This is a genomic window from Kitasatospora griseola (assembly GCF_014648555.1).
GTDB lineage: Bacteria > Actinomycetota > Actinomycetes > Streptomycetales > Streptomycetaceae > Kitasatospora > Kitasatospora griseola.
Genome location: NZ_BMRI01000007.1, coordinates 273,251 through 285,889, shown reverse-complemented (window position 1 = coordinate 285,889; position 12,639 = coordinate 273,251). Strand labels below are relative to the sequence as shown.

The 12,639-nt window shown below is 73.9% G+C and carries 9 protein-coding genes; 8 read left to right on the top strand and 1 reads right to left on the bottom strand.

Features of this window, described 5'->3' with window-relative positions; genetic code table 11:
* The 8 genes from IEZ12_RS12365 to IEZ12_RS12330 form a co-directional block, all read left to right on the top strand.
* On the top strand, positions 1–1,624 hold a 1,624-nt coding region (locus IEZ12_RS12365; protein WP_229847460.1), incomplete at its 5' end, for a TOMM precursor leader peptide-binding protein.
* 61 nt (positions 1,625–1,685) lie between these two features.
* The gene (locus tag IEZ12_RS12360; RefSeq protein WP_189272076.1) at positions 1,686–3,296 is read left to right on the top strand and encodes a nitroreductase family protein; all 1,611 of its coding nucleotides are present in this window, start codon (positions 1,686–1,688) and stop codon (positions 3,294–3,296) included.
* 14 nt (positions 3,297–3,310) lie between these two features.
* Positions 3,311–6,109, top strand: coding sequence for a lantibiotic dehydratase (locus IEZ12_RS12355; protein WP_373295466.1), 2,799 nt, complete (start codon positions 3,311–3,313; stop codon positions 6,107–6,109).
* Positions 6,106–7,161 (top strand): lantibiotic dehydratase C-terminal domain-containing protein, encoded by a 1,056-nt coding sequence (locus IEZ12_RS12350; protein WP_189272075.1) that lies wholly within the window; start codon positions 6,106–6,108, stop codon positions 7,159–7,161. Before IEZ12_RS12355 ends, IEZ12_RS12350 begins: the two co-directional genes overlap by 4 nt.
* Complete coding sequence (locus tag IEZ12_RS12345; RefSeq protein WP_189272074.1) at positions 7,158–8,375, top strand: peptidase M50; 1,218 nt, start codon at positions 7,158–7,160, stop codon at positions 8,373–8,375. The genes IEZ12_RS12350 and IEZ12_RS12345 overlap by 4 nt, the downstream gene beginning before the upstream one ends.
* Positions 8,376–8,465: 90 nt before the next feature.
* Positions 8,466–9,392, top strand: coding sequence for an ABC transporter ATP-binding protein (locus IEZ12_RS12340; RefSeq protein ID WP_189272073.1), 927 nt, complete (start codon positions 8,466–8,468; stop codon positions 9,390–9,392).
* A gap of 163 nt (positions 9,393–9,555) precedes the next feature.
* Positions 9,556–10,305, top strand: a complete 750-nt coding sequence (locus IEZ12_RS12335; RefSeq protein WP_189272072.1) for an ABC transporter permease — start codon at positions 9,556–9,558, stop codon at positions 10,303–10,305.
* A gap of 93 nt (positions 10,306–10,398) precedes the next feature.
* Complete coding sequence (locus IEZ12_RS12330; protein ID WP_189272071.1) at positions 10,399–12,354, top strand: TOMM precursor leader peptide-binding protein; 1,956 nt, start codon at positions 10,399–10,401, stop codon at positions 12,352–12,354.
* A gap of 87 nt (positions 12,355–12,441) precedes the next feature.
* On the opposite strand, the gene IEZ12_RS12325 is transcribed toward IEZ12_RS12330, so the two are convergent.
* Positions 12,442–12,615, bottom strand: a complete 174-nt coding sequence (locus tag IEZ12_RS12325) for a thiazolylpeptide-type bacteriocin (RefSeq protein WP_073810233.1) — start codon at positions 12,613–12,615, stop codon at positions 12,442–12,444.
* Positions 12,616–12,639 lie beyond the last annotated feature (24 nt).

The window sequence follows — 12,639 nt, the reverse complement described above, 5'->3', positions numbered from 1 at the left end:
CGACGCGCTGGAGCTCGGGTCCGGAACCCGGGCGGCGGGTCGTCCGCCGTTCGCGGTGCCGTTCCTGACCGACGCGCTGGCCGCGCTGCTGGCGGCCCGCGCCGAGGGCGGTCCGCGGGTGCGCGACGGGCTGCCGGTGGTGCACCTGCTGGACCTGGAGACGCTGCGGGTAAGCGGTTTCCCGTTGCTCACGGACGCCGAGTGCCCGCGCTGCGAGCACCGTGTCGAGGACAGCGCGGAGGCGGCCCGGATCGAACTGGCGAGCCGTCCCAAAAGGGCGGTGGACGACTTCCGGCTGCGGCCGGTCGCGGAGTACGGGCTGTCCCTGCCGGCGTTCGTCAACCCGGTGGCGGGGATGCTCGGGCCGTCGGTGGTGCCGGACCTGGTGTCAGCCTCCACCTCGTCCACGGTGGGCTGCTTCACCATGCGCTCCGGCGACTACCTGCGGGAGTGCTTCTGGGGCGGCCACACGGCCGGCTACCGGGCCAGCACCGAGGTCGGCCTGCTGGAAGGGCTGGAGCGGTTCGCCGGGATGCGGGCGCGCGGCAAGCGCACCACCGTGGTCGCCGCCCTGGACGAGCTCGGCGAGCAGGCGCTCGACCCCCGGGTCTGCGGCCTGTACACCGAGGAGTTCCACCGGGTCGCCGGCGTCCGCCCGTTCTCGCCGAGCACCCCGATCCCGTGGGTGTGGGGCTGGTCGCTGCGGGACGAACGGCCGCTGCTGGTCCCGGAGATCCTGGCGTACTACCACGCGCCCGGCGGGCTCACCCACCGCTTCGTCCAGGAGAGTTCCAACGGCTGCGCGTCCGGCGGCAGCCTGGAGGAGGCGATCTACTACGGCCTGATGGAGGCCGTCGAACGGGACGCCTTCCTGATCGCCTGGTACGGACAGCTGGCGCTGCCCGAACTCGACGGCCGCAGCAGCAGCCGCCCGCAGACCAGGGCGATGGTCGACCGGCTGGAGATGTACGGCTACCGCGCCCGGTTCTTCGACACTCGGATCACCTTCCCCGTCCCGGTGGTGACCGCCGTCGCCGAACGCCTCGACGGCGGCCCCGGCCGGCTCTGCTTCGGCGCGGGCGCCAGCCTGGACCCGGAGGCCGCGCTCTGGGCCGGCCTGTGCGAGATCGCCACCGACGCCGTCAACCTGCGCAGCCGCACGGCCCGCGAGGAGCGCCGACTGCGGGCGATGGCCGAGGACTTCGACCGGGTGCGGGTGCTGCACGACCACCCGCTGGTGTACGGGCTGCCCGAAATGGCGCAGTACGCCGACTTCCTGCTGAAGCGTCAGGACGGGCCGGGGCCGGCGCCCGTCGGCGGGCTCGTGGACGGCTCGATCGCCCCGTCCGAGGACCTTCGCACGGACCTGCGGCGGTGCGTCGACGCGGTTGCTGCGGCCGGGTTCGACGTGGTGGTGGTCGACCAGACCATGCCCGAGCAGCGCGCGTCAGGCCTGCACACCGCCTCCGTGCTGGTGCCGGGGCTGCTGCCGATCGACTTCGGCTGGCAGCGCCAGCGCGCCCTGACCATGCCCCGGCTGCGGACCGCGCCCCGCGAAGCCGGACTGCGCCCGCACGACCTGCGGGCCGACCAGCTCAACCCCGCACCGCACCCCTTCCCCTGAGCCCCGCCCGGCCTGCTCCCCCGACAGCGGGGGGCGGCAGGCGCACGAGAGAGGAACGATCATGGGCTACGCCCGCGCGTACGCGTCCGCGGTGCTGTGGCGGGGCCGGGTCCCGATGGAGCCCGCCGACTTCGTGCCCGACTGGGCCGACCGCCCGCGCAAGGACAAGTACTTCCCCGCCGCGCCGCACTTCCCGCTGCCGGACTGCCCGCCCGGCCCCGCCGCCGCCGTCGGGCGCGGTCTGTTCGGGCCGCGCGGCGAGGGGGGCTTCACGCTGCCGCTGCTCGGCGGCATGCTGCGCGACTCCTACGGTCTGACGGGCCGTCGGCTCGGCGTGCAGGCCAACTCGGACCTCGGCACGCTGCCCCGCTACCCGCACGCCAACTTCTCCCGCGGCACCGCCTCCGGCGGCGGCCTCTATCCGATCGGCATCCACTGGGTCAGCGGGCCGAGCGGGCCGCTGACCCCCGGCGTGCACCACTACTCCACCCCGCACCACTCGATGCGGCGGCTGCTGACCGGCGACGTCACGCCCGACGTGCGGGCCGCGCTCGGCGGCCGTGCCGAGGAGTGCGACCAATTCCTGGTGCTGACCGTCAAGTTCTGGCAGAACGCCTTCAAGTACAACAGCTTCGCCTACCACGTGGTCACCATGGACCTGGGCGCGCTGCTGGAGACCTGGCGGATCTGGGCCGGTGCGCAGGGCCTGCGGCTGGACGCCGCGCTCTGGTTCGACGAGGAGCGGATCGGCCGGCTGCTCGGCCTGCGCGCCGAGGAGGAGGGCGTGTTCGCCGTCGTCCCGCTGCGCTGGGCGGGCGCGGCCGCGGACCCGCTGCCGGCCGAGCCGACCGGGGCCGTCGTCCGGGCCGCCGAGCAGGAACGGTCGCGGACCGTCATCGAGTTCGAGACCGTCCGGCGGATCCACCGGGCCACCCTGGACGGCGCGGCCGAGCGGCCCGCCGAAGGGGTGCTGGACGCGGCGCTGGCCGAGGCCTGGGCCCGGCTCCGGGCGGCGTCCGCGCCGGCCGGGCCGGTCGGCGAGCCGATCCGGCTGCCCGCACCGCAGGAGACCGCGCTCGGCGTCCGGGAGGCGCTGCGGGCCCGGCGCAGCAGCTTCGGACGGTTCACCGGCAACCCGCCGATGTCCGCCGAGCAGCTGTCCACCGCGCTCACCGCCGCCGCCTCGGCCGGACGGCTGGCGAGCTGTCAGGAAGGGCCGGTGAACGGCTCGTTGACGCGGCTGCACGTGTTCGTCAACCATGTCGCGGGCGTGCCGGCCGGCGCGTACGTGTACCAGCCGGGCGAACGCACGCTGACGCCGGTCGAGGCGGGACCGCAGGGCGGGTTCCTGCAGCGGAACTACTTCCTGGACAACTACAACCTGGAGCAGGCCGGCGCGCTGATCCTGGTCAGCGCCCCCACCCCGGCCGTGCTGGACGCCGTCGGTGACCGCGGCCTGCGCCTGGTGAACGCCGCCGTCGGCGCGACCTCGCAGGCGCTGTACACGGTCGCCCCGGCGGCCGGGCTGGCCTGCGGAGTGGCGCTCGGCTTCGACTCCGTCTCCTACACCGAGCACCTGGGCCTCGTGGACGGCGAGGAACTGCCGCTGCTGATCATGATGATCGGTCAGGAGCACCGCAGCCCGGCCGACTTCGACCACGCGATCGCCTGACCGGCGGAGGAACGTTGACCACCACTGTGAGCGCGGGAAGCGCCGCACCCGCCGGCCGGGCACTCGGCCTCGGGCCCCGCTTCATGTTGCGCGCCGGCGGGTTGCCCGTCGAGGCCGTGCACGGCCTGCGTTCGGCCGAAGTCTTCGGCTGGGCCGAGGAGTTGGTGGCCGAGGAGGAGCGGCTCGCGGACCTCGGAGCCCGGCTGAGCGACCCGCTGTCGGCGCTCGTCAAGCTCGCGCCGGACGCCGACGGCCGCCGCCGGGTGCTGGACCTGCGGCGCAGGGTGTTCAACAACCGGATGCCCGAGCGGCCCGCCGAGGCGCTTGCGCTGGTCGCCGAACTCGACCCGGACACCGCCGAGTTGCTCGCCCGGTGGCTGCCCGCCCGGCAGCGCCTGGCCGAGCTGCGGGACGCCGGCGGGCCCGTCTTCGAGCGCGAACTCGTCCGCACCCGGGCCGAGTTGCGCCGCCTGGCGAGCCTGGACGAACTGCGGCTCGGCCTGCTGCTGGCCTCGCCGCCGCTGGAGGCCCGCCTGGACGGCATCGGCGCACCGAGCGCCGCGCCGGACAAGCGGACCCGCAAGATGGAACGCTCGCTGCTGTCGTACCTGTACCGGACGGCGTGCAAGACCAGCCCGTTCAGCACCTTCACACCGGTCGCCGTTGGGGCGTTCGGCGAGCCGGTCGTCGGTGCGGAGCCCGCGGACGGCACCGAGCTGCTGCTGGGCGACGGGCGCCGCAGCCACCCGCGGTTGAACGTGGTGGTGCTGGCCCGGCTCGCCGAACTGGTCGCCGCCGACCCGGGACGCCGCGCCGACCTGCCGGTGGCCCCCGCCTCCGGCATGGAGCTGACCGAGGACCGAGTGCGCTACGTGCGGCGCTCGGTGACGGCGGGCGACGCCGGCGCGGCGGTGAGCTTCGACGCGGCCCGCGACCGGCTGTTCTTCCTGCGCCTGAGCGGCGTGCTGGAGCGCCTGCTGGAGCTGTTCCGGCAGCGCCCGCGGATCCGGTTCGGCGAGCTGGCGGCCGAACTCGCCGCGCAGCTCGGCCCGGACGGCGGCACCGCCGACGCGGGCGACGCCGAGCGGTACCTGGCCGCGCTGCTGGACGTCGGCATCCTGCAACTGCCGCTGCTGGCCACCGATGTGCACACCGGCGACCCGCTGAGGTCCTTCCAGCGGGCGCTGCGCTCACTGGAGCGGCCGTGGGCGACCGCGGTCGCCGACCGGCTGGCCGGGCCGATCGCCGCGCTGGAGCGCTACCCGGCGGCCGACGTCCTGACCCGGCGGGCGCTGCTGATCGAGATCCGCTCCGAACTGGCGGCCGTCCAGGCCGAGTTGGGGGAGGAGCGGGCGAGTGTCCCGCAGACCCTGCTGTACGAGGACGTCGCCGCCGGCCAGGTGACGACCGACCCGCGGCCGTGGGCGCGGCTGGCCGCCGAGCCGCTGGCCGAACTCGCCAGGATCCTCCCGGTGTTCGACCTGGGACTGGCCCAACGCCTCACTCTGAAGGGCTTCTTCCTGGTCCGGCACGGCCGGGGCGGCCGCAGCGACGACCTGCTGCAACTGGTGCACGACTTCCACGAGGACATCTTCAACCAGTACCTGCAGTTCACCGCCGCCAAGTCGGGCGACGCCGAGCACCGCGGCTACCCGCCGGAGGAGAACTGGCTGGGCCAGCCGCAGATCACCGCGCTCGACCGGGCCCGCGCCGAACTGGCCCGCCGGATGCGCCACTTGGCGGAGCAGCTGCCGGACGACGCGGAGGAACTGGCGCTCACGGACGCCGACCTGGCCGCCGTCGCGGCCGAACTCGGCACGGACGTCGGCGAGTTCGCGCCGCACAGCCACTTCGTCCAGCTGTCCGCGCGGGACGGCGAGCCGCTGGTGGTGCTCAACCACTCGTACGGCGGGCTGTGCTTCCCGTTCACCCGGTTCACGCACTGCTTCGACGACGACCGCGTCGCCCTGCCGGCCGGGCTGCGCGGCACGCTGCGCGAAGTGGCGCCCGAGGGCGCGGTGCTGGCGGAGGTCACCGCGGGTGCGGCCACCACCAATCTGAACCTGCACGCGCGGCTCACCGACCACGAGTTGGTGTGCCCGGGCGAGACCAGCACCGCGCCCGAGGACGCGCAGATCCACCTGGACGACCTGTACGTCGAGCACGACCCGGCCGCCGACCGCCTGGTGCTGCGCTCGCGGCGGCTCGGCGTCGAGGTGGTCCCGGTCTACCTCGGCTACCTGGTGCCGATGGTGCTGCCCGAGATCCCGCGCAGCCTGCTGCTGTTCTCACCGACCTCGCGGGTGACGCCCGAGCTGTGGCGCGGCGTGCCCGCCGCCGCCTCGGCGACCGGCGTCGCCCGCCGCCCCCGGGTCCGCCTGGGCAGCCTGGTGCTGCACCGGCGCAACTGGACCGCCACCGCCGCGGCACTGCCGCAACTCCCGCAGGGAGCAACCGAGTCGGAGCGATACCTGGAATGGCAGCGCTGGCGTCGCCGGCACTCCCTGCCCGACCGGGTGTTCGCCCGGGCGTACCCCGAGGGGCCCGGCGTCCCCCTCGGGGGCGCCAAACCCCAGTACGTGGACTTCGCCAGCCCGCTGTCGCTGACCGCGCTGGACGCCCTGCTGTCCGGCGGCGCCGGGCGGCTGGTGCTGGAGGAGATGCTGCCCGGCGAGGACGCGCTGCACGTCCGCTCCGCGCACGGGCGCCACGTCGCCGAACTGGCCCTGGAAATCCTGCCGTTGGCTCAGTCAGAGCCGTCGGTGGAGCAGAACGGCATGATCGAGACCCGGCGAGGAGAGCCGAACCAATGACCGACCTGTCGTCGTCCCCGGACACCCCGGGGGACTGGCTCGCGCTGCACGTCTTCTACGCCGCCAGCCCGCGGCCGCTGCTGCTGCAGTGCGTGCGCCCGCTGGTGGCCGAACTCGCCGACGAGGGCCTGCTCGCCGGGTACTTCTTCATCAACTACTGGGTGGAGGGCCCGCACCTGCGCCTGCGGCTGCGCCCCGCCCGCCCCGAGGCCGCCGAGCAGGTCCGCGAACGCGCCGAGACCGCCGTCGCCGAGTTCCTGCGCCGCCGCCCCGCGCTCTACCAGGTGGCGGACAGCTTCTTCGCGGAGCTCTACAACACCATGTTCGAGCTGGAGTTCACGCCCGACGAGCGGGCCGAACTGGTCGGCCCGGACGGGAAGATGAGGCTGCGGGAGAACAACACCTTCAGCCGCGAGGAGTACGAGCCCGAGTACGGCAAGTACGGCGGCCCCGCCGGGATCGACCTCGCCGAGTGGCACTTCCAGCACTCCAGCGACCTGGTGATCGAAGCCACCCGCACCATGAACCTGCACCTGCGGACCGTGGTGCTGGGCCTGGCCACCCAGCTGATGATGACCATGACGGCGTGCTTCCTCCCCGAGGAGGACGACCTGCTGGCCTTCCTCGACCGCTACCACGCGTTCTGGAACCGCTCGTTCGCCGGCACCAACTACACGGCGCAGCAGGGCTACGACCGGGCCTACGCCAGCATGGGCGACACCCTGCCGGCCAGGTTCCGGACCATCCGCGCGGCGATCCTCGACCGGGCGCCCGAGCGGCTGCCCGCCGTGCTCCGCGGCTGGGCCGAACACTGCCTCGAACTGCGCGAGAAGGCCGCCGAGTTGGCGCGCCGCGGCGAACTGGTCTTCCGCTCCTGGGACGGCACCCGCGACCTGACCGTCACCGACCCCGCCGAGGCGCTGCCGATGCTGCTGTTCCCGTACGCGCACATGACCAACAACCGGCTGTCGGTGACCGTCCGCGACGAGGCGTTCCTGTCGTACATCCTGGCCCGCGCCCTGCGCGAGCCGCAGCCCGCGGCGGCGCCGTGAGCAGCCGCCGACTGCTGGAGCTGCGGCCGGCGATCCGCCCCGAACTGCGGACCTCCCGGCCGCTGCGCCGCGGCACCGCCGTCGTCCACCTGCTGCACGACCCGGTCGGCGGGCGGCAGTTGGAGATCGGGCCGAAGGAACACTTCATCATCGCCCGGCTCGACGGCACCCTGACCCTCGCCCAGGTCGGCGAGGAGTACGCGCAGCGGTTCCGGGCTCGGCTCGGCGAGCCGCAGTGGCAGCAGATGATGGGCCTGCTGTACACCCGCGGACTGCTCGTCGACGCCCCCGTCCCGGTGCCGCCGAAGGCCGCCGAGCGGCCCCGCTCCGGCCTGCTGAGCGGCCGGGCCAAGCTGGTCGCCGACGCGCCCCAACTGCTCGACACCCTGCACCGCGTCACCGGATTCGCCCGCCGCCGCGCCGTCCTGGCACCGCTGCTGGCCCTGGTCGCGGCGCTGCTGGTCGCCGTCGCCGTCCAGCTGCCCACCCTGATCGACGAGACCCGGCGGCTCGGCGACAACCCCGTCGCGCTGTTCGCCGTCGGCACCCTGCTGTGGACCAGCCTCGCCCTGCACGAACTCGCCCACGGCCTGGTCGGCCGTGCCTACGGCGGCCGGATCGGCGAGATCGGACTGCGCTGGCGGCTGCCGATGACGTACCTGTACTGCGAGGTGGAGGACGTCCGGTTCTTCGCCCGCCGCCGCGAGCAGATCGCCACCGCCGCCGCCGGCGCGGTCGCCAACCTGGCCTTCCTGCTGCCGTTCTACCCCGCCTGGGCGCTGCTGCCCGCACACGCCCAGGCCCGGCCGTTCCTCGGCGGGCTGCTGCTGCTCGGTACCGCCGTCGCCCTCGGCAACCTGCTGCCGCTGCCCCCGCTGGACGGCTACAAGGCGCTCGGCTACGCCCTGGACACCCTTCAACTGGCCACCGAGAGCCGCACGTTCGCCGCCGTGGCGGCCCGCGCCGCGATCCGCCGCGACGGCGCCGAACTGCGCCGCTACCCGGCCCGGCTGCGCCTGGTCCTCGGCGGCTACGCGCTCGGCTGCGCGGTGCTGTCCGCCGCGCTGCTCGCCGCGGCGAGCGCCCTGCTGGCGGCCTGGTTCGGCCCGCTCGCAGGCTGGCTGCCGGCCCTCGCGGTGGTGGCTGCGCTGCTGCTGTGGGCGGCGGGCGGCGCGCTGCGGTCGCTGAGGTCGCTGCGCGGGAGACGCGAATGAGCGGACCAACTGTGCGGTGCAGCAAGGCGAATGACGTGAGGGCGCGTGATGCCGCGTGATGGCGGCAAGGAGAGCAAGGAGAGAACACGGATGAGCACAGGTGACGGCCGCCCCGACGCGGCAGTGGCGCTGGACGGCGTCCGCAAGCGCTACGGCACGGTCCAGGCACTCGACGGAGTGTCCCTGACGGTCGAACGGGGCGAGTTCTTCGGCATCCTCGGCCCCAACGGCGCCGGCAAGACCACCCTGGTGGAGATCGTCGAAGGACTGCGCACCCCCGACTCCGGCACCGTCAGCGTGCTCGGCGAAAGCCCCTGGCCGCGCAACACCGCACTGCTGCGCCGCCTCGGCATCCAGACCCAGAGCTCGGCGTTCTTCACCCGGCTCACCGCCCGCGAACACCTGGAGACCGTCGCCGCGCTCTACCGCCTGGAGCGGCCCGCCGCGCTCCGCGCCCTCGATCTGGTCGACCTCGGGGACCAGGCCGACCGCCGCATCGACCAGCTCTCCGGCGGCCAGCGCCAACGCCTGGCGCTCGCCACCGCACTGATCCACGAACCCGAACTGATCTTCCTGGACGAGCCGACCGCCGCCCTCGACCCGGCCGCCCGCCGCTCGCTCTGGGAGGTGCTGCGCGCCCTCAAGGGCGACGGCCGCACCATCGTCCACACCACCCACCACCTCGACGAGGCCGAGGCGCTCTGCGACCGGGTGGCGATCGTCGCCCGCGGCGCGGTGCTCGCCGTCGACAGCCCCCGCCACCTGATCAAGTCGCTCTCCGCGCCCACCACACTGCGCGTCCCCGCCTACCGGCTCGGCGTCGAGGACGTCCGCGACCTGCCCGGCGTCGAGAGCGCCGGCATCGAGGGCGGCGAACTGGTGATCTCCACCCACACCGCCAACCAGGTGCTGCTCGCCCTCGGCGACCTGGTCGACCTGGAGGAGATCACTACCCGCACGGCGACCCTGGAGGACGCCTACCTCGCACTGACCACGACGGAGCAGTGCCGGTCGTGACCGCCCGCCCCGGGCCGGCCGCGACGGAACGCCGGTCGTGACCGCCCGCCCCGGACCGGCCACGACGGAGCAGTGCCGGTCGTGACCGCCCGCCCCGGGCCGGCCGCGACGGAACGCCGGTCGTGACCGCCCACCTCGAACCGATCGCAACGGAGCACCGACCGTGAACGCCTACACCGCTGTGACCAGGGCCAGCTACCTCGCCTACCTGCGCGACCGCACCTCGGTGATCTTCACCTTCGCGTTCCCGCTGGTCTTCCTGATCGTCTTCGGGATGATCTTCCAGGGCCAGGCGGTGGACGGCGGCCTGTCCTACATCAACTACATCGCGCCCGGCGTGCTCTCCTGGGGCATCGGCAACGCCGCCCTGTTCGGCGTCGCCTTCACCCTGATGCACTGGCGTCGCGACGACCTGCTGCGCCTGATCTGGCGCACCCCCACCCCGCTGCCCACCGTGCTCGGCGCCCGCTACGCCGTCGCCCTCGGGACCGGCCTGGTCCAGGCCGTGCTGTTCACCGCCGTCGCACTCGCCGCCTTCGGCCTGCACCTGTCCGGCTCCTGGCCGCTCGCGCTGCCCGTGCTGGTCTTCGGCATCACCGCCTTCGCCGCGCTCGGCCTGGTCGTCGGCACCCTCGCCAACACCCCCGAGGCGGTCGCCGCGATCGCCAACTGCGTGATGGTCCCGATGGCGTTCCTGTCCGGCGCGTTCTACCCCATCGACCTGATGCCGGGCTGGCTCCAGGGCCTGTCCCGGGCCCTGCCGCTGCGCTACTTCGACGAAGGCGTCACCGACGCCGTCGGCGGCCGCGGCGGCATCGCCCTGCCGTTCCTCGACTGCGCCGCCCTCACCGGCTTCACCCTGGTCTTCGCGCTGATCGCCGCCAAGACCTTCCGCTGGAGCAACCGCAACTGACGAGTCGTCAGATATTTGACTCGCTGACCCGCCGTGCGGGCAGACCGATCCCACCCCCGGCCCGTCCGGCCGGGGTCTCCCCGGAGGCACCAGATGACCACCCCCGCCGAGGCCTCGTTCGACGCCGCCAGGGACCGGATGGAGCGCCGACTCGCCGAACGCGCCGCCGGCGACGGGCACCCAGCGCCCGCGGTCGCCGTCCTCGGCGGCACCGACCTGCTGCGCCCCGAACCCGCCGACGCCGCCCGCCGTCGCGCCCGCGCCACCGTCCACCTCACCGCGCAGACCGTCCTGATCGGCCCCTGGGGCGGCGACCCCGACGGCGCGTGCGGCACCTGCCTGGCCATGCGGTGGCAGCGCCTGCGCAGCCGCACCGAACGCGAAGCCCTGGAGACCGGCCGCACCAGCACCCTGGCCGGCCCCGGCCTGCCTCCGCTGCCCGACCACGCCGTGGACGCCGTCTGGGCGCTGCACCTGCTCACCGTCGACGCCGCCCCGACCGCACTGCCCCAGGTCTCCCGGCTCGACCTGGAGACACTGCGGGTGCAGACCTTCCCGCTGCTCGCCGAACCGCTCTGCCCGTCCTGCGCGGACCGGGACGGGGAGGACCGTGACGGCGCGGTCGGTGGCGGCGCAGTCCGTGACGGGGTGCCGGGTGCCGAACAGCCCGTGCTGCCACTGGTCTCCCGCCCCAAGCCCGCCCCCGACCGCCGCCGGCTGCGCGCCGCCGACGGGTACGACCTGCCCGAGGCGGCGCTCGCCAACCCGGTCTGCGGCGTGCTCGGCGCCGGCACCTGGACCGACGTGGTCTCGCCGACCACCGCCCCCGTCGCCGGCTCCGTCTTCATGCGCGGCTACGCCGGACTCACCGACGTCACCTGGAGCGGCCAGGCCAACTCCTTCCGGGCCAGCCGCTCGCTCGCCTTCCTGGAAGGCCTGGAACGCTACGCCGGCACCCACCGCCGCTCCAACGTGCCTCTCCTGACGGACAGTTACCGCAACCTGGGGGCCGCCGCACTCGACCCGCGCGAATGCGGCCTGTACAGCGAACGTACCTACCGCGACGACCCGATGCTCGGCCCGTTCGACCCCGACCGGCCGATCCCCTGGGTCCAGGGCTGGTCCCTGCGCGACCAGAAGCCCGTCCTGGTGCCCGCCCGGCTCTGCTACTACAGCGCCGGCGCCGCCGCCGACAACTTCGTCTTCGAATGCTCCAACGGCTGTGCCATCGGCAGCTGCCTCGAAGAGGCCATCCTGTACGGCCTGCTCGAACTGATCGAACGGGACGCCTTCCTGATCGGCTGGTACGGCAACGCCCGACTGCCCGAGATCGACCTCACCGCCAGCACCGGCCCCGCGCTGCGCGCCATGCTCGACCGGGCCGCCCTGCTCGGCTACGACGTGCACGCCTTCGACAACCGGATCGACCTCGCCGTCCCCGTCGTCACCGCCCTCGCCGTCCGCCGCGACGGCGGCCCCGGCACCCTCGCGTTCGCCGCCTCCGCCGGGTTCGACCCCGAGGACACCGTCGAATCCGCGGTCTCCGAGATCCTCACCTACATCCCGCACCTGCCCGGCCAGGTCCACGAACGGCCCGCCGAACTCGTCGCGATGGCCTCGGACTTCGACCTGGTGCGCCGCCTGCCCGACCACGCGGCGCTGTTCGGCCTGCCGCAGATGGCCCACCACGCCCGCAGCTACCTCGAACCCACCGCCCCCGCCCGGCCCGCCGCCGAGCTGTACGCCGACTGGGCCGAGACCTGCCCGCGCGGCACCGACCTGCTCGACGACCTGCTGTTCTGCCGCGACCGGTTCACCGACGCCGGCTACGACGTCATCGTGGTCGACCAGACCTCGCCCGAACAGCGCCGCCTCGGCCTGCACACCGTCAGCACCCTGGTGCCCGGACTGCTCCCCATCGACTTCGGCTGGACCCGCCAGCGCGCCCTCCAACTTCCGCGCCTGCGCACCGCGTTGCGCCGCGGCGGGCTGCGCGCCACCGACCTCGCCGAGGACGAACTGCGGCTCGTCCCGCACCCGTTCCCGTAGGCGCCGTCGAGGCCCTGGCTGTTCGGAAACGGCCGATGGCCCCCCGCCCGTGAGGGAGGAGGGCCACCGGACGACTGCGCCGCAGGCTCAGGCGGTGCAGGAGGTGGTGCTGGTGGTGCTGGAGCAGGTGCTGGTGCTGGAGCAGGAGGTCGAGGAGCCCAGCATGACCTCGGAGGTGTCCGAGTAGTCGCTGATCTCGAAGGTCTCCGACTCGAGGTTCAGGATCTCCTGGGCCAGCGACGCGAGCGAAGTGTCAGCCATGGCACTTCTCCTTTCGGTGCAGGG

Excerpts from the sequence above, each read along its gene's own strand:
- IEZ12_RS12340 (WP_189272073.1), top strand. The coding sequence starts at position 8,466 with ATGAGCACAGGTGACGGCCGCCCCGACGCGGCAGTGGCGCTGGACGGC.
- IEZ12_RS12325 (WP_073810233.1), bottom strand. The coding sequence starts at position 12,615 with ATGGCTGACACTTCGCTCGCGTCGCTGGCCCAGGAGATCCTGAACCTC.
- IEZ12_RS12350 (WP_189272075.1), top strand. The coding sequence starts at position 6,106 with ATGACCGACCTGTCGTCGTCCCCGGACACCCCGGGGGACTGGCTCGCG.
- IEZ12_RS12330 (WP_189272071.1), top strand. The coding sequence starts at position 10,399 with ATGACCACCCCCGCCGAGGCCTCGTTCGACGCCGCCAGGGACCGGATG.
- IEZ12_RS12360 (WP_189272076.1), top strand. The coding sequence starts at position 1,686 with ATGGGCTACGCCCGCGCGTACGCGTCCGCGGTGCTGTGGCGGGGCCGG.